Origin of the sequence: Conexibacter stalactiti (assembly GCF_033542075.1) — a bacterium.
In the GTDB taxonomy this organism is placed as follows: Bacteria; Actinomycetota; Thermoleophilia; order Solirubrobacterales; family Solirubrobacteraceae; genus Conexibacter; species Conexibacter stalactiti.
Map to the genome: position 1 here is coordinate 1 of NZ_JAWSTH010000009.1, position 19,644 is coordinate 19,644.

At 73.2% G+C, this 19,644-nt stretch carries 21 protein-coding genes and 1 tRNA gene; 14 read left to right on the plus strand and 8 right to left on the minus strand.

Annotation, left to right across the window (positions count from 1 at the left end):
- The 3 genes from R7226_RS05570 to R7226_RS05580 form a co-directional block, all read right to left on the minus strand.
- Positions 1–1,053, minus strand: a 1,053-nt coding sequence (locus tag R7226_RS05570; RefSeq protein WP_318596049.1) for a PspC domain-containing protein, incomplete at its 3' end; no start/stop codon positions are given.
- 110 nt (positions 1,054–1,163) lie between these two features.
- Positions 1,164–2,018, minus strand: coding sequence for a D-alanyl-D-alanine carboxypeptidase family protein (locus tag R7226_RS05575; RefSeq protein WP_318596050.1), 855 nt, complete (start codon positions 2,016–2,018; stop codon positions 1,164–1,166).
- 89 nt (positions 2,019–2,107) lie between these two features.
- Positions 2,108–3,118 (minus strand): DNA polymerase domain-containing protein, encoded by a 1,011-nt coding sequence (locus tag R7226_RS05580; RefSeq protein ID WP_318596051.1) that lies wholly within the window; start codon positions 3,116–3,118, stop codon positions 2,108–2,110.
- A 200-nt stretch (positions 3,119–3,318) separates the two neighbouring features.
- Between R7226_RS05580 and R7226_RS05585 the strand changes: the two genes are divergently transcribed.
- The 9 genes from R7226_RS05585 (at position 3,319) to R7226_RS05625 (ending at position 9,597) form a co-directional block, all read left to right on the plus strand.
- The gene (locus tag R7226_RS05585) at positions 3,319–3,867 is read left to right on the plus strand and encodes a SipW-dependent-type signal peptide-containing protein (RefSeq protein ID WP_318596052.1); all 549 of its coding nucleotides are present in this window, start codon (positions 3,319–3,321) and stop codon (positions 3,865–3,867) included.
- Positions 3,836–4,378 (plus strand): signal peptidase I, encoded by a 543-nt coding sequence (locus tag R7226_RS05590; protein ID WP_318596053.1) that lies wholly within the window; start codon positions 3,836–3,838, stop codon positions 4,376–4,378. Before R7226_RS05585 ends, R7226_RS05590 begins: the two co-directional genes overlap by 32 nt.
- A 110-nt stretch (positions 4,379–4,488) precedes the next feature.
- On the plus strand, positions 4,489–4,767 hold the full coding sequence (locus R7226_RS05595; RefSeq protein WP_318596054.1) for a hypothetical protein: 279 nt from the start codon (positions 4,489–4,491) through the stop codon (positions 4,765–4,767).
- Between the two features lie 22 nt (positions 4,768–4,789).
- Positions 4,790–5,632, plus strand: a complete 843-nt coding sequence (locus R7226_RS05600) for a glycerate kinase (protein ID WP_318596055.1) — start codon at positions 4,790–4,792, stop codon at positions 5,630–5,632.
- Between the two features lie 18 nt (positions 5,633–5,650).
- Complete coding sequence (locus tag R7226_RS05605) at positions 5,651–6,019, plus strand: hypothetical protein (protein WP_318596056.1); 369 nt, start codon at positions 5,651–5,653, stop codon at positions 6,017–6,019.
- Between the two features lie 19 nt (positions 6,020–6,038).
- Positions 6,039–7,166 (plus strand): NAD(P)H-dependent glycerol-3-phosphate dehydrogenase, encoded by a 1,128-nt coding sequence (locus tag R7226_RS05610; protein ID WP_318596057.1) that lies wholly within the window; start codon positions 6,039–6,041, stop codon positions 7,164–7,166.
- A gap of 89 nt (positions 7,167–7,255) precedes the next feature.
- The gene (locus tag R7226_RS05615) at positions 7,256–8,047 is read left to right on the plus strand and encodes a hypothetical protein (RefSeq protein ID WP_318596058.1); all 792 of its coding nucleotides are present in this window, start codon (positions 7,256–7,258) and stop codon (positions 8,045–8,047) included.
- Positions 8,048–8,124: 77 nt separating this feature from the next.
- A complete protein-coding gene (locus R7226_RS05620; protein WP_318596059.1) occupies positions 8,125–8,922 on the plus strand; it encodes a hypothetical protein in 798 nt (265 codons plus the stop codon).
- A 144-nt stretch (positions 8,923–9,066) separates the two neighbouring features.
- Positions 9,067–9,597 (plus strand): hypothetical protein, encoded by a 531-nt coding sequence (locus tag R7226_RS05625; protein ID WP_318596060.1) that lies wholly within the window; start codon positions 9,067–9,069, stop codon positions 9,595–9,597.
- A 10-nt stretch (positions 9,598–9,607) separates the two neighbouring features.
- Here R7226_RS05625 and R7226_RS05630 read toward each other — a convergent pair whose 3' ends face one another.
- The 4 genes from R7226_RS05630 to R7226_RS05645 are packed head-to-tail and all read right to left on the minus strand — an operon-like array spanning position 9,608 to position 14,322.
- Entirely contained in the window at positions 9,608–10,426 is an 819-nt protein-coding gene (locus R7226_RS05630) for an HAD hydrolase family protein (RefSeq protein ID WP_318596061.1), read from the minus strand.
- Positions 10,427–10,445: 19 nt separating this feature from the next.
- Positions 10,446–11,486: a threonine aldolase family protein gene (locus R7226_RS05635; RefSeq protein WP_318596062.1), complete on the minus strand. Its 1,041-nt coding sequence runs from the start codon at positions 11,484–11,486 to the stop codon at positions 10,446–10,448.
- Positions 11,483–12,217, minus strand: a complete 735-nt coding sequence (locus R7226_RS05640) for an SDR family NAD(P)-dependent oxidoreductase (protein ID WP_318596063.1) — start codon at positions 12,215–12,217, stop codon at positions 11,483–11,485. Before R7226_RS05640 ends, R7226_RS05635 begins: the two co-directional genes overlap by 4 nt.
- Positions 12,214–14,322, minus strand: a complete 2,109-nt coding sequence (locus R7226_RS05645; RefSeq protein WP_318596064.1) for a DUF6421 family protein — start codon at positions 14,320–14,322, stop codon at positions 12,214–12,216. The genes R7226_RS05640 and R7226_RS05645 overlap by 4 nt, the downstream gene beginning before the upstream one ends.
- Before the next feature lie 96 nt (positions 14,323–14,418).
- Here R7226_RS05645 and R7226_RS05650 point away from each other — a divergent pair, with 96 nt between their 5' ends.
- The 4 genes from R7226_RS05650 to R7226_RS05665 all read left to right on the plus strand — a co-directional run bounded on the left by R7226_RS05650 (position 14,419) and on the right by R7226_RS05665 (position 18,718).
- Positions 14,419–14,856, plus strand: a complete 438-nt coding sequence (locus tag R7226_RS05650) for an Lrp/AsnC family transcriptional regulator (protein ID WP_318596065.1) — start codon at positions 14,419–14,421, stop codon at positions 14,854–14,856.
- 54 nt (positions 14,857–14,910) lie between these two features.
- Positions 14,911–17,196, plus strand: coding sequence for a DEAD/DEAH box helicase (locus R7226_RS05655; protein ID WP_318596066.1), 2,286 nt, complete (start codon positions 14,911–14,913; stop codon positions 17,194–17,196).
- A 123-nt stretch (positions 17,197–17,319) separates the two neighbouring features.
- Positions 17,320–18,000 (plus strand): M23 family metallopeptidase, encoded by a 681-nt coding sequence (locus tag R7226_RS05660; RefSeq protein WP_318596067.1) that lies wholly within the window; start codon positions 17,320–17,322, stop codon positions 17,998–18,000.
- A gap of 28 nt (positions 18,001–18,028) precedes the next feature.
- On the plus strand, positions 18,029–18,718 hold the full coding sequence (locus R7226_RS05665) for a rhomboid family intramembrane serine protease (RefSeq protein ID WP_318596068.1): 690 nt from the start codon (positions 18,029–18,031) through the stop codon (positions 18,716–18,718).
- A gap of 64 nt (positions 18,719–18,782) precedes the next feature.
- Here R7226_RS05665 and R7226_RS05670 read toward each other — a convergent pair whose 3' ends face one another.
- Entirely contained in the window at positions 18,783–19,157 is a 375-nt protein-coding gene (locus R7226_RS05670) for a hypothetical protein (RefSeq protein WP_318596069.1), read from the minus strand.
- Between the two features lie 110 nt (positions 19,158–19,267).
- Here R7226_RS05670 and R7226_RS05675 point away from each other — a divergent pair.
- Positions 19,268–19,340: transfer RNA gene (locus tag R7226_RS05675), tRNA-Phe, on the plus strand.
- The last annotated feature ends 304 nt before the right edge of the window (positions 19,341–19,644 follow it).

Consider the following 19,644-nt stretch of genomic DNA (forward strand, 5'->3'; position numbering starts at 1 on the left):
CGCTCTCCGCGCTCTCGCGGCGGCGCGCGCCGCGGCTGCGCGCTCGGCGGCGCCGGGCGCGCAGGCGCCGCGCTCCAGCTCGCGCAGCCGCCGCTCATCCCCGACGGTGCCGTCGTACGGCCACCAGGGCGTGGCGAGCGGGCCGACGCCGGGCGGGTAGTCGCGCAGCCACAGCTCGCCGCCGAGCGTCGAGTAGTCGATCCGCAACGTCGGCGCGCGCGGGTCGTCGGAGCGGCGGGTCCAGCGGCCGCTCCCGCCGACCCAGCCGCCGTAGAGGATCGCGCCGTTGCCGCCGACCGACCCGCCGATCCCGAGCGCGTCCGCGAACGAGCGGACCACGCGCCAGCCGTCGCCCTCGGTCGCGTAGGTCAGCTCGACGTCGAAGCAGCGGTCGTGCGGCAGCGCGACGACGGTTCGCCCGACGCCCGTGTCGAGCTTCAGCGGCACGATCGCGCCCGGCGCGACGCGCAGCTCGCGCAGGTCGACGAAGAGGTCGCCGAGACCGGTGCGGTAGCCGTCGGACGGGATCGCGGCGGCGCGCTCCGGGCGCTCGCTGCGCAGGCCCGCGTGCGGCATCAGCTCGGCACCGCTGGCGGCGACGGCGATCGCCGGCAGCGCCGCGGCGATCAGCGGCGGCAGCACCCACGCCGGCTTCGCGGCCGGCAGCAGCACCAGCGCGCCCGCGAGGAAGGCGCCGATCCCGACGGCCACCGCCCAGCCGAAGCCGAACAGCGTCGCGACCGCCGCCACGAGCGCGATCGTCGTGAGGCCGGCCGCCGCTGCCGCCAGCAGCGCGACCGAGGCGAGCGCGCGCAGCAGCGACGGGCTGTCCTCCTCGGCGTCGGTCGGCAGCACCAGCCAGCAGGCGGCGTAGGCGAGCAGCCCGAGCCCGCCGAACAGCGTCGCGACGGCGAACAGCGCGCGCAGCTGGCCGACCGGCGTCGACCAGCGGTTCGCCATCCCGCGGCAGACGCCGCCGAGCCAGCGGCCGTCGCGCGCCCGCCGCAGCGGCTGCGGCAGCGGCGCGCCGGGGTGGGACGGACCTGCGGACACCTGCTCCATTGTGGCGGGCGGCCGGGGATCGGGGCAATCCGGGATCGCACCTGCCCCGCCTACGGGATCTCCCGGAGCCGCGCCGGCTCCGCCGCCCGGCGCGCCGCCGCTCATCGCAGCCGCCGCAGCCCGTAGCGCAGCAGCCGCGCGGTCGCCTCGTCGCGATCCCGCTCGCTGCGCGCCCCGAGCACGACCGCGACGACCGCGCGCCCGCGCCGCGTCGCCGAGCCGACCAGCACGTAGCCGGCCGCGCGCGTGTGCCCGGTCTTGACGCCGTCGACACCGAGCGCGCCGCCGAGCAGGTCGTTGGTGCTGTGGAGCGTCCGCTTCCAGGCGCCGCTGCGCAGCACGACGGTGCGCGCCGCGACCGTCGCGCGGAAGAAGCGATGGCGGCGCAGCGCGCGCGTGACGGCGACGAGGTCGGCGGCGCTGGAGCGGCTGGCGGGATCGAGCCCGCTCGCGTCGGCGTAGCGCGTGTCGCGCATCCCGAGCTGGGCCGCCCGCTCGTTCATCAGCGCGACGAAGGCCGGCTCGGAGCCGGCGGCGGCGACCGCGAGCGCATGCGCCGCGTCGTTGCCGCTGGCCACCAGCAGGCCGATCAGCAGGTCGCCCACGGTCATCCGTTCTCCGGACTGCAGGCCGATCGTCGACTCGTCGCCGGCGGCAGCGTACGCAGGTGCGGCGACGACGTCGTCGAGCGGCAGACGCTCGAGCGCGACGAGCGCGGTCATCAGCTTCGTCGTGCTCGCGACGGCGAGCGAGCGGCGGTCGTGGTCGGCGTAGAGGACGGTGCCGTCGGCGGCGTCCGCGACGATCGCGGCGGCGTGCGGCGGCAGGCCGCGCGGCGTCGGGCCGCCGCTGGCGAGACGGGGGTCGGCGGCGGTCGCCGAGAGAACGGCGTTGAGCGCGACGGCGGCGAGCGCGAACGTCGCGACCACCACCGCCACGAGGCGGTGCTTGGGCATGACGACGATGGTGCGCCGCCGGCGGCCGCGCCACCAGACGGGATCATCCGCAGAGGCCTCCGGGATCTCCCGGAGGCCGCGCGACCGCCCTACGCGTCGTCTCTGCGCGCGCGGCTCGGCTGGACGCGCTTGGGCTCGCCCGCCTGCTTGGCGAAGTTGGGCGGCCACGGCGCGTCGCCGAGGCCCTCCTCCTCATCGCGGCGCGACAGCTCCAGCAGCTGCTCGAGCGAGCCGACGTTGGCATCGATCTCGGCGTGCGGGTCGCCGTCGCGCGCGAGCAGCGCCGGCACCGTCGCGAGCGTGAAGTCGGCCGGCTCGACGGCGGCGACCTGGTCCCACGTCAGCGGCATCGAGACGCGCGCGTCGGCCGTCGGGCGGACCGACCAGGCGGAGGCGACGGTGCGGTCGCGCGCGTTCTGGTTGTAGTCGACGAAGACGCCGTGGCGCTCCTCCTTCCACCACTTGCTGGTGGCGAGGTCGGGCACCCGCCGCTCGACCTCGCGCGCGAGCGCGAGCGCGGCACGGCGGACGCCGGTGAAGTCGTGCTCCGCTCTGACGCGGACGTTGATGTGGATCCCGCGCGAGCCGGAGGTCTTCGGGAAGCCGACGAGGCCGTGGTCGCGCAGCACGTCGCCGCAGACGAGCGCGACTCTGCGGACGTCGTCCCAGCTCGCCTCGGGCGTCGGGTCGAGGTCGACGCGCAGCTCGTCCGGGTGGTCGAGGTCGGCGCGCCGCACCGGCCACGGGTTGAAGTCGATCACGCCGAGGTTGTTGGCCCAGGTCAGGTGCGCGGCGTCGACCGGCGTCAGCTCGCGCGCCTCGCGCCCGCTGGGGAATCTGACGGTCGCCGTCTGCAGCCACGGCGGCGCTCTGTCGGGGACGCGCTTCTGGAAGAACGGCTCGCCGCCGACGCCGTCGACGAACCGCTTCAGCACGGTCGGCCGCTCGCGCAGGTGGATCAGCGCCGCGTCGGCGACGGCGAGGTAGTACTCGATCAGGTCGAGCTTCGTGTGACCGGCGTCGGGGAAGTAGAGCTTGCTCGGGCTGGAGACTCTCAGCTCCATCCCGGCCGCGTCGACCGTCGTGTACTCGCGCGCCATCGCTGCGGAGCCTACCCGGCCGCATCGGCGCGAGCACGCGCTGCACGCCCGCGCCCAGCGAACGGCCGCGCGCCAATCTACCTGAAGAAGGTGGGTTAACCCTCCTGATTGCTCGCGCGGCCGCTGACCATTTTCAAGTTGTTTGACGTAGAGCCGATACGACCCATGACTCATCCACTTGACACTCGGGAGGTGTCTGAATGAAGTTCCCCTCGTCGCGCCGCGTGCGGGCGTTGCTGGCAATCGGTCCGCTGGTCGGGCTCTCGTGGCTCGGCGCCTACGCCGCCTTCACGGACTCCGTCGACGTGACGACGAGCTTCTCGACCGGCACCGTGCAGATCAGAGCCAACGACCAGACCGGGACGGTCGCCTTCACCTCGCTGACGACGACCGGGATGATCCCCGGCACGGTCAGATTCGCGCCGCTGAGAATCACCAACTCCGGCACCTCCGACTTCAACTACGCGATGAGAACGGCGGTGACGGGCAGCGCGCCGCTGGCCGGCGCGCTCGTCGTCGGCATCAAGGTCGTGCCGAGCGCGACCTGCACCGCGACGGAGTACAACGCGTCGAGAACAGTCGTCTACGCCGAGGCCGCGGGGCTCGGCAGCGCGACGATCGCGGCCCGCCCGCTGGCCGCGGCCGCGAGCGAGTTCCTCTGCTACCGCGTCGAGCTGCCGAGCGCCGCCGACAACGCGCTCCAGGGCCTGACGTCGAATGCCACCTTTACCTTCACGGCCACGACCTGAGCGCCGCCTGCTGCGGCTGCTCAGCTGGGCCGTCGCGCTGTTCGGGGCGGCCTGTCTGGCGCTGACCGCCTTCGCGATCGCGACCGGCGCGCAGCCGCTCGTGATCAAGACCGGCTCGATGCGGCCGCAGCTCCCCGTCGGGACGGTCGCGGTCGTGCGGCTCGTGCCGGCCGACACGGTCAGAGTCGGTGAGGTGGTCGCGGTCCGCCGCAGCGACGGCAAGCGGATCATGCACCGCGTGCAGTCGCTGAGAGCGGCCGGCGGCGGCGCGGTCACGCTGGTCGTCAAGGGCGACCGCAACAGAGCGGCCGACCCGCCGCTGACGGTGACGAAGGTCGAGCGGCCGATCGTCGTCGTGCCGTGGCTGGGGCAGCCGATCGAGTGGATCGACAGCCCGTGGGTCGAATACTGGCTCGGGGTGCTGACGAGCGCGGTCGCGCTCGCATGGCTGGTCGATCGCCGCCGCAGAGGAGGCAGGCGGACCGGCTCGCCGGCACGGGAGGCGCCCTGAGCGGGCGCCTGACAGCCGCCGCGCTGGTCGCCGCCCTGTGGGCGGCGGCGCCGGCCTCGGCCGCGTTCCTCGCCGCGGTCGCCGCCTCGGCGAGCCTCTCGTCGTACACCGTGCCGACGCCGCCGAACGTCAGATGCAACGGCCTCGGGCTGCTGAGAGGCTCGATCGACTGGAACCCGGTCACGCCGCCCAGCGGCGCGACCGTCTCCTACGACGTGACCCAGCCCGACGGCAGAGTCGTCAACTCGACCGCGACCAGATACACGCTGCCGGCCGTCTCCCTGATAGGCACCTACAGAGTGCAGACGAGACTGTCGGCCGGCGGCTGGAGATCGGCTCCCGCCGCGGTCGTCGTCACGAACGTCGCCGGCGTCTACATATGCGGCTGAGTCCTCGTAGGATCCGGCGCCGATGTCCGGTCCGATCCTCGTCGCCCCCGCCCCCTTCCGCTCCGCCGGCCTGCGCGCGACGCAGGTCGCGGCCGCGCTCGGCCGCGGCCTGGAGGCCGGCGGCTGGCAGGTCGACCTCTGCCCGCTCGCCGACGGCGGCGCCGGCACGCTCGAGGTGCTGCTGCCCGCGCTCGGCGGCGAGACCGCCGCCGTCGAGGTCGGCGGCCGGCCGGTCGGGATCGGCCTGATCGAGGACGGCGGCACCGCGATCGTCGAGCTGGGCGGCGTGCTCGGCGGCGGTGACCCCGACGCCGTGCCGGCGTCGAGCGCCGCGGCCGGCGAGCTGCTGCTGGCGGCCGCGCAGACCGGCGCCGAGGTGCTGCTCGTCGGCGCCGGCGACCTCCGCTGCGGCGACGGCGGCGACGGCGCCGTCGAGGCGATCGCCTCCGGCGGCGGGATCGCGCCGCGGCTCGTCGTGCTGTGCGACGTGCGCACGCCGGCCGACGGCGTCGCCTGGGGCGCCAGCGGCGACGGGCTCGCGGGCGCGCTCGCGCAGGCCTGCGACGCGCGGCTGGAGTCGGGCGCGTCGTTCGTGCTCGACGTGCTCGACGGCGACGCGCGCATGAAGGCGGCGCGCGCGGTCGTCGTCGGCGAGGGGCTGCTCGATCTGCACACGCTCGCCGGCAAGGCGCCCGGCGAGCTGGCGACGCGCGCGCGGCAGAGCGGCGTGCCCTGCTTCGCCGTCGTCGGCGGTCGCACGCTCGACCCCTTCGGCGGCCGGATCCTCGACCTCCAGGCCGTGCTGGAGGCCGACACGCTCGACGCGCTCGAAGCGGCCGGCCGCACGCTGGCCGAGCTGGTCTGAGCTGGGTACGCTGGCGCGATGGGGCTCTTCAGTCGCAAGCCGAACCCGGACAAGGAACTGGCCTCCGCGCTCGCGCAGCGCGGCGTCGGAGGCCGCGCGATCGTCGTCGCGATGCGCGAGACCGGCAACGTGCGTGATCAGGTCGCCAGAGAGATCGAGTTCACGCTCGACCTGGCGCTGCCCGACGGCGCCACCGTCCGCACCGTCCACCGCCAGTACATGAACCGCTACACGCTGCACGGGCTGGCGCCGGGCGAGCCGGCCCGCGTGCTCTACGACCGCGACGATCCGCAGACGCTCATGGTCAGAGGCCACCCGCGCTTCCGAACCGACGTCGTCGGCGGCGAGATCGTGATCGTCGAGGTGCAGGACCTCGACGCCGGCTGAGCGCTACGCTCGCCGCTTCGTGCCACCGCTCCCGCGTCCTCAGATCCCGGTCCCGCCCGCGCTGCGCCGCGCGGTCGTCGTCGGGGCCGGCTCGTTCGGGACGGCGGTCGCCGTGCTGCTGGCGCGCGGCGGGCTGCGCACGACGCTGCAGACGCGCACCGCCGCGCAGGCCGAGCAGCTCAACGCCAGCCGCGAGAACGCCGCCTACCTGCCGGGGGTCGAGCTGCCGAAGGAGCTGCGGATCGAGCCGGCCGCCGCAGGGCTGGGGCGGGCCGAGTTCGTCTTCCTCGCCGTCCCCTCCGCGCAGCTGGAGGCGGTGATCGCCGGGCTCGAGCAGGCCGGCCTCAGCCGCCGCGCCTCGATCGTCTCGCTGACGAAGGGGCTCGTGCCGCCGGCCGGGACGGCGCCGACGGTGCTGCTGCGCGAGCGCTTCGGCGCCGAGCGCGTCGCCTGCGTCGGCGGCCCCGCGCACGCGCAGGAGATGGTGCGCGAGGGCGCCGGCCTCGTCGCCGCCGCGACCGACGAGGCGCTCGCGAGACTGATCGCCTCGGTCTTCATCCGCGCCGGCGTCGTCTGCGAGCAGTCCGACGACCCCGTCGGCGTCGAGCTGGCCGGCGCCGCCAAGAACGCCGCCGCGCTCGCCGCCGGCGCGACCGAGGCGCAGGGCCTCAACGCCGCCGGCGCCGCCGCCGGCCACATCTTCGCCGAGGTCTGGCGTTACGCCGAGCGCCAGGGCGCGCGGCCGGAGTCGATGATCGGCCTCGCCGGCACCGGTGACCTCGTCGCGACCGCGCTCGCGCCGCAGAGCCGCAACCGCCGCGCCGGCGAGCTGCTCGCCGAGGGCGTGCCGGCACAGCAGATCCCGGAGCGGATCGGCCAGGCGGTCGAGGCACTGGAGTCGGTCCCGCTGCTGGCGCACGCGCTCGCGCGCGCGGGCGTCGAGGCGCCGGTGACGAGCGCGCTCGCACGGCTGATCGGCGGCGAGCTGCCGTTGAGCGAGTGGGTCGCGCTGGTGCGCGCGACGGTCCCACCGCCGGCGCGATGGCGGCCGGCGAGAGCGGTTCCGCGCGGCGCCTTCGGTCGTGCCGCGACGCGCGTCAGAGGCTGGTTCAGACGCGGCGAGGATCTGCGCGAAGCGCCGGAGTAGGACGCGGCGCGGCCCGCTCCGACCTTCGGCAGAGACGACTACCCCATCCGGCAGATCCGGCGTCACGGCAGCCGCCGTACCGTCGAGTGATGCTCCGGAACAGACCGCTCGCGCTGCTGCTCACGCTCGCCGCGCTCCCGGCGGCCGCGCTGACGGTCGCCCCGGCGACCGGCGTCGCCGCGACGAAGCCGACCAGATGCGACGCGAGAAGCAGAGCGGGCGCCAGAAGAAGAACGGCCCCGTGCAGACAGAAGACGCGCCGCCAACCGCGCGGCTGGGAGTTCTGGAGAGATCTGGCCGGGGACGAGTTCGAGTTCGACGAGGTGCAGATCTCCGGCACGATGTCGGCGAGCGAGACGACCGGCGCCGACTTCCGCTTCACCGCCTCCTCGACGACGACGATCTCGCCGCTGAGACGGAGAATCACCGACGAGACGCCGTGGGTCACGACGGCCGGCGGCCGCTTCTCCTTCAACACCCAGATCGTGCCCGCCGTCGCCTCGCCGGTGCTCTACAGATCGAACGCGACCGCAACGATCGAGTACGACGGCGAGGTCCGCGGCTGTCCGCTCCCGCCCGGTCTCCAGCAGAACGGCGCTGGCAGACTGTCGGTCGTCTTCGCCTGGGACGAGGAGCGCAACCGCGTCGCCGCCAACTGGCAGCTGTTCACCGGCGGCTGGCAGTGCGACACCACCGTCGTACCGAGCTGCGGCCACACGCGCGGCGGCGACGCCGGCCTCATGTTCTACAAGGAGATCGAGTTCACCCGTCGCTGGATCAGACTCCCGATCGACCTGCAGTACTCGATCAGAGAGGACGCCACCTGCAGCTACAGATGGCACGGCTGGGTCAAGCTGCGCAAGCTGCGTGACGGCAGATGAGACCGGGACGTTCGACAGAGGTCGCCGCGCCGTCTGGCCGATCGACCGCGCGACGGGCCCCGGCTAGCGTCGAGCACATGCTCAGATCGCTCCGCCGCCCGTCGACGCTGCTCGCCGCGCTGCTGCCCTGCCTGCTCGCACTCGCGCTGGCGCCCGCCATGTCGGCCACCGCCACCGCCGCGAGCAAGCTGCCCGCGTGCACGAGAGCGAGAGCGAGATCGAGAAGAGCGAGAGGCGGCTGCGTGCCGAGCAGCAGAAGAGGAAGAGGCGCGCAGCGGCCGTTCGGCGGCCTCGACGGGATCGAGTACGAGTTCGACGGCATCCAGCTCTCCGGGACGCTGACGGCGCGCGCGCCCGACGACGCCGACTTCCGTTTCGAGGCGGTCACGACGGCGGTCGTCTCGCCCAAGCAGCGGACCGAGCAGGGGCCGATCTTCAGAAGAGAGCTGACCGAGGTCGGCGGCCGCTTCCTGCTGCACGGCGACTACGTGCTGACGGCGGTCAAGCCGGTCACGTGGAGAACGACCTCCTCGGCGAGATACGAGGACAACGGCGAGGTGACCGACTGCAGCTATCCACGCCCGTTCGCCGTCAACGACCTGAAGCTGATGATCTATCCCAAGCGCGATCGCATCGCGATCCGCTACGGCGTGATCACGCCGGGCTGGGGCTGCCGCCACGAGACGACCCACTACCCCAGCTGCGGCAACGGCCAGCTCCACGACGCCGACGTCATGTTCTACAAGGAGATCGAGTTCACCCGCCGCTGGATCAAGCTGCCGATCGACATGCAATGGCGCCTTTCGGACACCGTCGACTGCGAGGTCAGATGGAACGGCTTCGTGCGCCTGAAGAAGCTGCGCGACGGCAGATGAGCAGCCGGCTGGTCGCCACGCCGCTGCTCGGGCTGCCGCTGTGCATGCTGGCACTGGCGCTCGGGCCGGTGGGCGCCGCACCGGCGTCTGCGGCGAGCAAGCCGCCCGCGTGCACGAGAACGAGAGCGAGAAGAGCCGGCGGCTGTGCCCCAAGCGGCAGAACGAGAAGCGGCCGGCAGCCGTTCGGCGTGCTCGACGGCGCGGATCACGAACAAGACGCGCGTCGAGGGCGACATCCTCAGAAACGAGCGCAGCGACATCGGCGGCCGCTTCATGCTGCGCGACCGCGTCGTCGTCGCGACCGCACGCCCGGTCGACTACGCGATCAGATCGAGCGCCCGCTTCGCCGACAGCAACGGCACCCGCGACTGCAGCTGGAACAGACCGACGCAGACCGACAGATTCGGCATGGCGATCTACCCGCAGCGCGACCGCATCGCGATCAAGTACTCGCTCGTCAGCGGCGGCTGGGCGTGCAAAGACGCCCCCGAGCACCCCAGCTGCGGAATCGGCGACGGCGGCGACGCGAGCGTCATGTTCTACAAGGAGATCGAGTTCACCCGCCGCTGGATCAAGCTGCCGGTCGACCTCCAGTGGCGCAGCCGCGAGAACGTCGCCTGCGAGTTCAGATGGAACGGCTTCGTACGGCTCAAGAAGCTGCGCGACGGGAAGTGAGCGGCGCCGCTCAGCCGCGGCGCGCGGCGAGCGTCGTCACGACCGCCTCGTAGACGCCCTCGCCGTTGCGACCCTCGGCGACGCGCACCTTCGCTCTGCCCTCGATCGCCTCGCGCAGCGTCGGATCCTTCTCGAGCGCGTTGGCGACGAACCAGAAGGTGCCGACGGCGGCGGCCGCGCCGAGGTCCTCGCGCGAGTCGCCGACGGCGATGCACTCCTGCGGCGTGTAGCCGCGGATCTGCATGTGCCGCGCGACGGCGCCGGCCTTCGACGCCGCTCTCGGGACGAGGTGGTAGGCGCGCACCTGCGGCAGGCCGGCGAGCGCCTCGGAGCGCGAGTGGACGGTGCCGTTGTCGACGAGGCGGAGGTGGTCGTGGCCGTTGTCTCTCAGCAGCTCGTCGACCTCGAAGGCGTCGACGAGCCCGCGGAAGAGGTGCGAGACCTCGCGGTTGACGTGCCACGGCTCGTGGTATTCGAGCTGTCTCGGGAAGCGCTCCAGCAGCAGCGCGGGGGCGCCGCAGTCGGTGATCTGGTCGTGGATCGTCTTGCCGTCGCGCGGCTCCAGGCCGCCGGTCAGCCACTCCAGCTCGCCGTCGACGACGAGCCCGGAGCCGGCCTCGAAGATGTAGGCGCTCTGCCCGATCAGGCGCGCGTCCTCTCTCACCTGCGTCTCGCGCCGGCCGGTGTAGATGACGACCTCGACGCCGGCGCGATGGCAGGCTTCGAGCGCCCGCACGGCGGCGTTGGAGAAGTTGCCGTCGGCGTCGCTCAACAGCGACGCGCCGCGGCCCAGCAGGGTTCCGTCGAGGTCGACGTAGAGACAGCGCATGGCGAGGAGTCTGCCAGCGCTACGCGGTCGCGGCGGCGACCTCGGTCGCGATCGCCGCGGCGAAGGCGTCGACCTCCTCCGGCGTCGTGTCCCAGGCGCACATCCAGCGCACCTCGCCGGTGTGCGCGTCCCACGTGTAGAAGCGGAAGCGCTCCTGCAGCCGCGCGGTCGCGGCCGCCGGCAGCTTCGCGAAGATCGCGTTGCCCTGCACTGCCTGGGTGATCTCGACGCCGGGCGTCGCGCGCACCGCGTCGGCCAGCCGCGCCGCCATCGCGTTGGCGTGCGACGCCAGCCGCTCCCACAACCTGTCCTCCAGCAGCGCGACGAACTGCGCGGCGAGGAAGCGGCCCTTGGAGGCGAGCTGGAGCGACTGCTTGCGCAGGTACGGCATCCCGTCGGCGAGGTGCTTGCCGGAGTCGAGTATCACGACCGCCTCCGCCCCCAGCGCGCCGACCTTCGTCGCGCCGAACGACAGCAGGTCGACGCCGGCGTCGGTCGTGATCGCGCGCAGCGGCACGCCGAGCCCGGCGGCCGCCATCGGCAGGCGGGCGCCGTCCATGTGCAGCAACAGGCCGCGCTCGTGCGCGGCGTCGGCGAGCGCGCGGATCTCGGCCGGGCTGTAGACGGTCCCCAGCTCGGTCGACTGCGCGATCGAGACGAGCTGCGCCTGCGCCTGGTGCTCGTCGCCGAGGCGGTCGGTCAGGCGCGCGACGTCGGCGGGGACGAGCTTGCCGTCGGGCGTCGGCGTCGTCAGCAGCTTCACGCCCGCGACGCGCTCGGGCGCGCCGGTCTCGTCGGCGTTCAGGTGCGCGGTCTGCGAGCAGATCACCGCGCCCCACGGCGAGCAGGCGGCCCGCAGCGAGAGCACGTTGGCGCCGGTTCCGTTGAAGACGAAGAAGGCCTGCGCCTGCTCACCCAGCTCGCGCTTGATCAGCGCCTCCGCGCGGTCGCTCCAGGGGTCGGCGCCGTACGCGACGGCGTGGCCCTCGTTGGCGGCCGCGATCGCCTCCAGCACCGCCGGGTGGGCGCCGGCGTAGTTGTCGCTCGCGAACGTGCTCACGTGGTCGCGTCGTAGAGCGCGAGCCGCTGGCCGTTGACCTTGCGCGCCGCGTCGCTCAGCAGGTAGGCGATCGCAGCGGCGACCTCGTCGGCGTCGGTGAAGGTGAGGAACTCCTTCTCCGGCGACTCGGCGCGCATGCTCGGCGTGACGAGCGCGGCGATCGCGACGACGTTGGCGGTCGCGCCCGATCTGGCGGCGCCGAACTCCTCCGCGAGCGCGTAGGTCCACGCCTCCGCGGCCGCCTTCGCGGCGGCGTAGGCGGCGTTGGAGCCGGTCGGGCGGACCGCCTGCTTGGCGGAGACGAGCACGAAGCGGCCGCGGCCGGAGGCGCTCAGCGCACTGTGGAAGGCGCGCGAGGTGTTCTGCGTCGTGCGGATCAACAGCCCTTCGAGGAAGCTCCAGTCGTCCTGCGGCGCCTCCGCCAGCGATCTGCCGCCACGCCAGCCGCCGACGGCGTGGACGAGCCCGTCGACACGACCGAAGCGGTCCGCCAGGTGCGCGGCCCAGGCGTTCGTCTGCTCGGCGTCGAGCAGGTCGAGCGCACGCGCGTCGACGCGCTCGGCCGGCAGGCCCAGCTCGGCCACGAGCGGGTCGAGGTGATCCTGCGTGCGGTCGGCGAGCGCGACGGTCGCGCCGGCGTCGGCGAGCGCGCGGGCGACGATCGGCCCGAGCGAGCCGCCCGCGCCGGCGAGTGCGACGGCGCGGCCTTGCAGCGGTGCGGCGGATGTCATGCGGGCACGGCCTCCTTGGGAGCGTCGGCCGCGAGCTTCGCCTGCAGCGACGCGTAGAAGAGCGAGAGCGGGAACTCGTCGTCGAGCACCTCGTCCACGTACGGTCGCAGATCGGCCGCCTCCTCGAAGGCGCGCACCTGCGCCGCCCAGCGCGAGCCGGCCGCCGGCGGCACGTGCGCGGCGACGAGGTCGTGCGCGGCCGCCCAGTGCGCCAGCTTGGTCCGCTGGATGCCGGCGCGGTAGAGCGCCTCGACCTGCTCGCGCAGCTCCAGCACGCCGTCGGCGACCCGCTCCCAGTCGATCGTCAGGCGGTTGTCGGTCCAGTGCAGGCGGCGCGTCCCGTGCAGGTAGCCGAACAGCAGCTGCCCGCCGAGCCCGTCGTAGTTGCGCACGCGCGGGCCGGTGACGGGGAAGCGGAAGATGCGGTCGAAGAGGATCGCGTACTGCACGTGGCGGGCGAAGGCGAAGCCCTCGCGCTCCAGCGTCACCGCCTCGCCGAAGGCGGTCAGGTCGCAGCGCAGCTCCTCCAGCGCGTACATCCAGTACGGCATCCGCTGACGGATCATGAACGGGTCGAAGGGCAGGTCGCCATGGCTGTGCGTGCGGTCGTGGATCAGGTCCCACAGCTCGAAGGCGTCGCGCGAGAGCCGCTCGCTGACGAGCAGTGCGGCGGCGTCGGGCGGCAGGTTGAGCCGCAGCAGCGCGGCGGCCTGGGACGAGGTGCGGCGGAAGCGCTCCGCCTCGCGGTCGCAGAAGATGCCGCCGAACTCGTTGACCGGTCTGCCCTTGACCGAGACCGTCTCGGGGAAGAGGACGGCGCAGTCGGAGTCGTAGCCGGCGGTGTTGTCGATCAGCGTGACGGGGACGAACTTCGCGTTGTCATAGCGGTCGCGCTCCAGCTCGGCCAGCCACGCCGGCCACGGCACCCCGACGATCAGCGCCTCGAAGACCTTGTCGCGCGAGCCGTTCTGCTTGTACATCGGGAACAGCACGAGGTGCTGGATGCCGTCCTCGCGCTGGCGGTCGGGGCGGAAGGCGGCGAGCGCGGCGGTGAAGTCCGGGATGCCGAAGCCGCCGCCGGCCCACGCGGCGAGGTCGTCCTTGACGGCGGCGACGTAGTCGGCCTGGTGCGGGAAGCGCGGCGCGAGGCCGTCAAGCGCGGCCGCGATCGCATCGACCCGCGCGGTGAGGATCTGGGGGTCGTGTGTTTGGAGATCGACGCTGCCGTCCGGCCGCTGCTGCAGCCGCAGCGCGTCGACCTCGCGCTTGAGCGCGCGCCAGTGGGGGTCGTCATGGGCCGCGGTCGCGCGCGGGTCGCGCGGCAGCGGCGCGGCGAAGGCGCCGCCGGCCGCCCAGTGGACGAGGTTGAGCCACAGGTCGGCGTGGTCGAGCGCGTCGATGCAGTCGTCGCCGAAGAGGTCGGAGTCGCCGAGCACGACGACGCGGCCGGCGCCGTAGCGCTCGACCGCGATCAGCGGGGCGTGGGGCTGCGAGGCGTTCGGCGACGTGCGCGCGAGCACCCGGGCGCCGTTGCTGAGCGCGAGCGTCGTCGCGCGGTAGAAGCAGGCCTGGTGGACGCGCGCGAGCAGGTCGACGCCGTCGTCGCTCGAGCCCTTCAGGTCGGCGAGGATCCAATGCGGGCTCTCGAGGTGCTGCTCCCAGTCGGAGACCGTGCGGTTCTCGATCTCGATCCCGAACCGCTCCAGCAGCTCGTTGACGTTGTTGCCGTACTTCTCCTGCTCCTGCTCGCCGAGCACGATCAGGCCGCCGCCGCGCACGACGAACGCCGCCAGCGCGTCGAGCTCGGCGGCGGAGAAGCGCGGCGAGCCACCGGGCACGACCTGCTCCCAGTCGGGCTCGGAGGGGTGGGCGATCACGACGACGTCGGCGCCCGTGGCGGTCAGCGCGGCGGTGTCGAGCGGGCCGCGCTCGTGCACGGCGACGTAGAGGTCGTGCGCGCGCAGCAGCTCGGCGGCGCGCGCGTAGGAGGAGTCCTCGGGGTGGGCCGGCTGAATCGCGCGGGCCACCTCCGGTCGCACGGTCCACGCCTCGCCGTGGGCCTCGTCGAACACGATCCGGGCCGAGGCAGGACGGTGAGACGACATCGTGGACTCCTTCATTCGTGCGTTTCCTTCACGGTACGCCTGCCCCGACGGCGACTCCAGGGCGCAACCGCTCGTATCGCTGCAACAATCGAACGTATGGACCCGATCGATCGGCAGATCGTTGCGCTGCTCGTCGAGGATGCGCGCCGCTCCTACGGCGACATCGGCCGGCGCGTCTCGCTCAGCGCCCCGGCGGTCAAGCGGCGGGTCGACCGGCTGCGCGCCAGCGGCGCGATCGAGGGCTTCACCGCCGTGCTCGACCATGGCGCGCTCGGCGCCGGCACCGAGGCGCTGGTCGAGCTGTTCTTCGCGCCCGGCACGCTGCTCGACGAGGTCACGACGCGGCTGTCCGAGCATCCCGAGGTCGTCGAGGCGTGGAGCGTCACCGGCGACGCCGACGCGATCGCGCGCGTCCGCGTCGCCGACGCGCGCGACCTGGAGCGGCTGATCATGGCGCTCCAGCGCGACGGCTCAGTCGTCCGCACGCGCTCGCAGATCGTGCTCTCGCGGCTGGTCGCGCGCGGGCGCGACTGACGGCGCTCGCTCCGACCCGGGACCGCGAGCACGGGGGCGCGTAGTCTGGAGGGGATGGCCGCCACCGACGAGATCGTCGAGCCCTGGGAGGCGCTGCTCGCGCGCGGGCGCGCCGACGAGCGGCTCGTCCATGAGTCGGTCGTGCCGCCGCGCGCCGGCAGGGCCGTTCCGATCCCCGGCGAGCTGCATCACGAGGTGCGCGACGCGCTGAAGCGCGTCGGGATCGCGGCGCTGCACACCCACCAGGAGCAGGCGCTGTACGCCGCGATCGACGGCCCGACGATCGTCACGACCGGGACCGCCTCCGGCAAGTCGCTCTGCTTCAACCTGCCGACGCTGCAGATGCTGCACGTCGACCCGCGCGCGCGGGCGCTCTACCTGTATCCGACGAAGGCGCTCGCGCAGGATCAGGTGCGCGCGCTGGCGGCGCTGAGACTGCCGCGGCTGCGGCCGGCGATCTACGACGGCGACACGCCGCAGACCGAGCGCCGCGCGATCCGCAGAACGGCCAACGTCGTGCTTACCAACCCCGACATGCTGCACGTCGGGATCCTGCCCAACCATGCCGCCTGGGGCGACTTCCTCGCGAACCTGGCGGTCGTGGTGGTCGACGAGGCGCACGTCTATCGCGGCGTGTTCGGCTCGCACGTGGCGAACGTGCTGCGGCGGCTGCGGCGGATCGCGGCGGCGTACGGGACCGAGCCGCGCTTCCTGCTCGCGAGCGCGACCGTCGCCAACCCGCTGGAGCTGGCGCAGCGGCTGACGGGGCTGGAGCAGATCACGCTCGTCGACGAGGACGGCGCGCCGTCGGCGCAGCGCACGATCGCGATGTGGAACCCGCCGCTGCTCGACGAGACGCTGGGGTCGCGCGCCTCGGCGCTGAGCGAGGCGGCCGACCTCTTCGCCGACCTCGTCGCGGCCGGCTCGCGCACGATCTGCTTCATCAAGTCGCGCAAGGCGGTCGAGGTGATCCTGCGCAGCGCCAGCGCCCGGCTGCGGCAGATGGACCATCCCGACCTGGCCGAGAAGATCGCTCCGTATCGGGCCGGCTACACGTCGTTCCAGCGGCGCGAGCTGGAGCAGAGACTGATGAGCGGCGAGCTGCGCGGCGTCGTCGCGACCGACGCGCTGGAGCTGGGGATCGACATCGGCGAGCTGGACGCCGCGATCTGCGTGACGTTCCCGGGGACGGTCGCGTCGCTGAGACAGATGTGGGGCCGCGCCGGCCGGCGCGGGAGAGGGCTGGCGGTCTACGTCGCCGGCGAGGACGCGCTCGACCAGTTCTTCTGCCGCCATCCCGACGAGTTCCTCGAGCGGCCGGTCGAGGCCGCGATCCTCGACCACGAGAGCGAGCAGATCCACGCGGCGCACCTCGTCTGCGCAGCCCACGAGGGGCCGCTGTCGGGAGCCGACGCGGAGGTGCTCGGGCCGAGATGGCGCGAGCACGCGGAGCGGCTGGTGAGCGCCGGCGTGCTGATCGAGCGGCGCGGGCGGTTCCAGCTGCGCGCGCCGGAGGAGTTTCCGGCCGCGCGCGTGCCGCTGCGGTCGTCCTCGACCGACGCCTTCGTGCTGATCGACGTCGAGTCCGGCGAGATGATCGGCACGATGGAGGCGGCGCGCGCGTTCAACACGGTTCACGACGGCGCGGTCTACCTGCACATGGGGCGGGCGTTCGAGGTCGCGCAGCTCGACCTGCACGAGCGGCGGGCGCTGATGCGGCCGTTCGACGGCGACTGGTTCACGCAGCCGCGGCGCGAGACGATGACGGCGATCGAGAGATTGATCGAGCGGCGCGAGACGATGGGCGTGCGGCTGTCGTTCGGGACCGTGATCGTCACCGACCTGGTCGTCGGGTACCAGAGAAAGTCGCTCGTCGATCACGAGACGATCGACTTCCACGCGCTCGACCTGCCCGAGACCGCGTTCACGACACAGGCGCTGTGGTACGAGCTGGACGACGCGGTGCTGGGACCCGACGCCTTCTCCGATCGGCTGCTCGGCGCGCTGCACGCGGCCGAGCACTCGCAGATCGCGGTCCTGCCGCTGCTGGCGATGTGCGACCGCTGGGACATCGGCGGCCTCTCGACCAACGCCCATCCGCAGACGGGGCGGCCGACGATCTTCATCTACGACGGCCATCCCGGCGGCGTCGGGATCACGCGTCAGGGCTTCCTGCGCTTCGAGCAGCTCGTCGGCGACGCCCACCGGCTGATCTCCGAATGCAGATGCAAGCACGGCTGCCCGTCGTGCATCCAGTCGCCAAAGTGCGGGAATCTCAACGAGCCGCTGTCGAAGGGCGGCGCGAGCGCGTTGATGCGACGGCTGTTGAGCGAGGCCTGAGGCTGGGCGATCCGTTGCAGCGGCGGCGAGGTGCGCCGCTGCGCTGGAGGTTCTGCGGCGTGAATTCGTGCACGAGCCTGTGCACGCCTCGACGGTGCATCGCAGAGGGCGATGTTCCTGGTGATGGCACGGACACGCGCCTTCCCCCTCGCATTGGCTCTCGGAGCCGCGCTCGCCGCGCCTGCATCCGCGCAGGCGAAGGGCGGCGGCGCGGCTCCGGAAGCCGCTCCGTCGGAGACGGCCGCGCACGCGTCGCAGGGCGGCGGGGCAGCGCCGGGAGCGGTGCCGCGCCGCAGAGTCGCCCGCAGAGCGGCGAAGCGGATCGCGCCGGAGCCGGTCGAGCCGGTGCCCGCGGTCGCGACGGTCGACGGCGTCTTCCCCGTGCAGGGCACATACACCTTCGGCGGCGATGGCTCCCGCTTCGGCTCTGGCCGCCCGGGTCACATCCACCAGGGCCAGGACGTCTCCGCCGCGAATGGGACGCCGCTGGTGGCGCCGGTCGCCGGGACGGTGACGTGGAAGGCCAACCAGCCGGGCGGGGCGGGGATCTACCTCGTCGTGCGCGGCAGCGCTGACGGCCGCGACTACGTCTTCATGCACCTCAAGCGCGGCTCGGTGCTGGTGAGCGCCGGCAGCGCTGTGACGGCCGGCCAGCAGCTCGCGCAGGTCGGCGCGACCGGGATCGCGTCCGGCCCGCACCTGCACTTCGAGATCTGGATCGGCGGCTGGCAGGTCAGAGGCGGCGCACCGGTCGATCCGCTGCCGCAGCTGCAGCGGTGGGCCTCGGCTCAGGCTTCGGCGTAGCTTCAGCTTCATCGGCGATGATGGGCGAGTGAGCTACTCCTCCTCGCCGACCCCGCCGTCCAGATCGCCGCAGCGCTCCTCGGGTGCCGTCTTCGGCGCGCTCGCCGTGCTGGTCGCCCTGAACGTCGTGGTGTTCCTGATCGAGCTGGCGAGCGCCCCGTTCAGCGACATGATGCAGGGCAGCCTCGTCGAGCACGGCGGGCTGAGCGGCTGGCAGGTCGACCACGGCGACTGGTGGCGGATCGTCACCAGCGGCTTCCTCCACGCCAACGGCGCCCACCTGTTCGGCAACCTCGTCGCGCTGCTGATCCTCGGCGGCGTCCTGTCGCTCAGCGTCGGGCCGCTGCGGATGGTCCTGGTCTACGCCGCCGGCCTGCTCGGCAGCTCCTTCTCGGTGCTCGTGTTCGACCCTCACTCGCTGACGGTGGGCGCGTCCGGAGCGATCTTCGGCCTGGCCGGCGGCGCGCTGCTGATCGGCTGGCGCCAGAGACGGATCTGGCTGCTGCTGTTCGCCGCCGCCTGGATCGTCTACTCGCTCAGCAGCACCCTGTTCGTGCCCGGGATCTCCCAGGCCGGCCACCTCGGCGGCCTCGTGGCGGGCGCGCTGGCCGGCGCGCTGCTCGTCGACGACGGCGCGCGCCTGCGCTCCGAGGGCGCCGCCGCGGGGCTGGTGGCGGCGCTGCTCGTGATCCTGTTCGCGGGAGCGTTGTTGGTGTAGGGGTGCGGGTGGCGCCGCCCGGTGCGGGCCGAACCGGGCGCTGCCCGGTTGGACCCGCCCCAGCTCAGCTGTCGAGTGCCTTCAGCAGCCCGAGCTGGAGCCCGAGCGCGCCGCCCGCGAGCAGGCCGACGCCGGCGCGCCCCTGGATCGGGATCGCCTGGCCGGCAGCGAGCGTGCCGAGGAAGTCGGTGCCGTCGGCGATCGACGCGCCGACCACCCACGGCGTCAGCGAGCTGCCCTGCTTGAGCGCGGCGAGCGTGCCGAGCGCGAGGGCGACGTCACGCGCCCCGACGGCCCGCAGCAGCACCCCCGCCGCCGGCCGCTCCGCCTCCGCTCCGATCCAGCCGGGCCCGACGACCTTCTTCGGCGCGGCCACGAGCGCGGCGCCGAGTGCGAGACGACCGAGTGCGATCCCGGCCACCAGCGTGCGAGGAGTCATGCGGCCGATCCTATCCCCGCCCCTCCGGCCCACGCGCCGCATCCGCCACGCGCCACGCGTCCTCGTTCACAACCGTTGCGGTACGATCCGCCGACGGACCCCGTGTCCACGGCGACTTAGCTCAGTTGGTAGAGCACACGACTGAAAATCGTGGTGTCCCCAGTTCGAGTCTGGGAGTCGCCATCTCTTGAAAGCCCTGCATATCGCGGGGTTTTCTTTTGGGCTGATGCTCGTTTCGGCGAGCGTTTGCGCGCCACTTCGGAGGCTCGTGGCCCATTCGTGGCCCAAACCCTGGGCAGGATGCTGACCTCCACGCCGGTTCTGCCTTGGTTCGGGTGCGCGCTCCACAAGGAGTGTGCCGCCACGTCGCTGACGATCAAGCCAACCGCCCGTGGCATCCTCCGCCGCAAGCGCTCGACCAGCTCTCCGGCGTCGGCGACATCCACATCGCTCCCGCCGACGCCAGTGGGCACAGCGCGCCACCGAG

Bases quoted from the DNA above. Each gene is read 5' to 3' on its own strand.
- R7226_RS05575 (WP_318596050.1), bottom strand. From the start codon at position 2,018: ATGCCCAAGCACCGCCTCGTGGCGGTGGTGGTCGCGACGTTCGCGCTC.
- R7226_RS05580 (WP_318596051.1), bottom strand. From the start codon at position 3,118: ATGGCGCGCGAGTACACGACGGTCGACGCGGCCGGGATGGAGCTGAGA.
- R7226_RS05585 (WP_318596052.1), top strand. From the start codon at position 3,319: ATGAAGTTCCCCTCGTCGCGCCGCGTGCGGGCGTTGCTGGCAATCGGT.
- R7226_RS05590 (WP_318596053.1), top strand. From the start codon at position 3,836: ATGCCACCTTTACCTTCACGGCCACGACCTGAGCGCCGCCTGCTGCGG.
- R7226_RS05600 (WP_318596055.1), top strand. From the start codon at position 4,790: ATGTCCGGTCCGATCCTCGTCGCCCCCGCCCCCTTCCGCTCCGCCGGC.
- R7226_RS05605 (WP_318596056.1), top strand. From the start codon at position 5,651: ATGGGGCTCTTCAGTCGCAAGCCGAACCCGGACAAGGAACTGGCCTCC.
- R7226_RS05615 (WP_318596058.1), top strand. From the start codon at position 7,256: ATGCTCCGGAACAGACCGCTCGCGCTGCTGCTCACGCTCGCCGCGCTC.
- R7226_RS05620 (WP_318596059.1), top strand. From the start codon at position 8,125: ATGCTCAGATCGCTCCGCCGCCCGTCGACGCTGCTCGCCGCGCTGCTG.
- R7226_RS05630 (WP_318596061.1), bottom strand. From the start codon at position 10,426: ATGCGCTGTCTCTACGTCGACCTCGACGGAACCCTGCTGGGCCGCGGC.
- R7226_RS05640 (WP_318596063.1), bottom strand. From the start codon at position 12,217: ATGACATCCGCCGCACCGCTGCAAGGCCGCGCCGTCGCACTCGCCGGC.
- R7226_RS05645 (WP_318596064.1), bottom strand. From the start codon at position 14,322: ATGTCGTCTCACCGTCCTGCCTCGGCCCGGATCGTGTTCGACGAGGCC.
- R7226_RS05650 (WP_318596065.1), top strand. From the start codon at position 14,419: ATGGACCCGATCGATCGGCAGATCGTTGCGCTGCTCGTCGAGGATGCG.
- R7226_RS05655 (WP_318596066.1), top strand. From the start codon at position 14,911: ATGGCCGCCACCGACGAGATCGTCGAGCCCTGGGAGGCGCTGCTCGCG.
- R7226_RS05660 (WP_318596067.1), top strand. From the start codon at position 17,320: ATGGCACGGACACGCGCCTTCCCCCTCGCATTGGCTCTCGGAGCCGCG.
- R7226_RS05670 (WP_318596069.1), bottom strand. From the start codon at position 19,157: ATGACTCCTCGCACGCTGGTGGCCGGGATCGCACTCGGTCGTCTCGCA.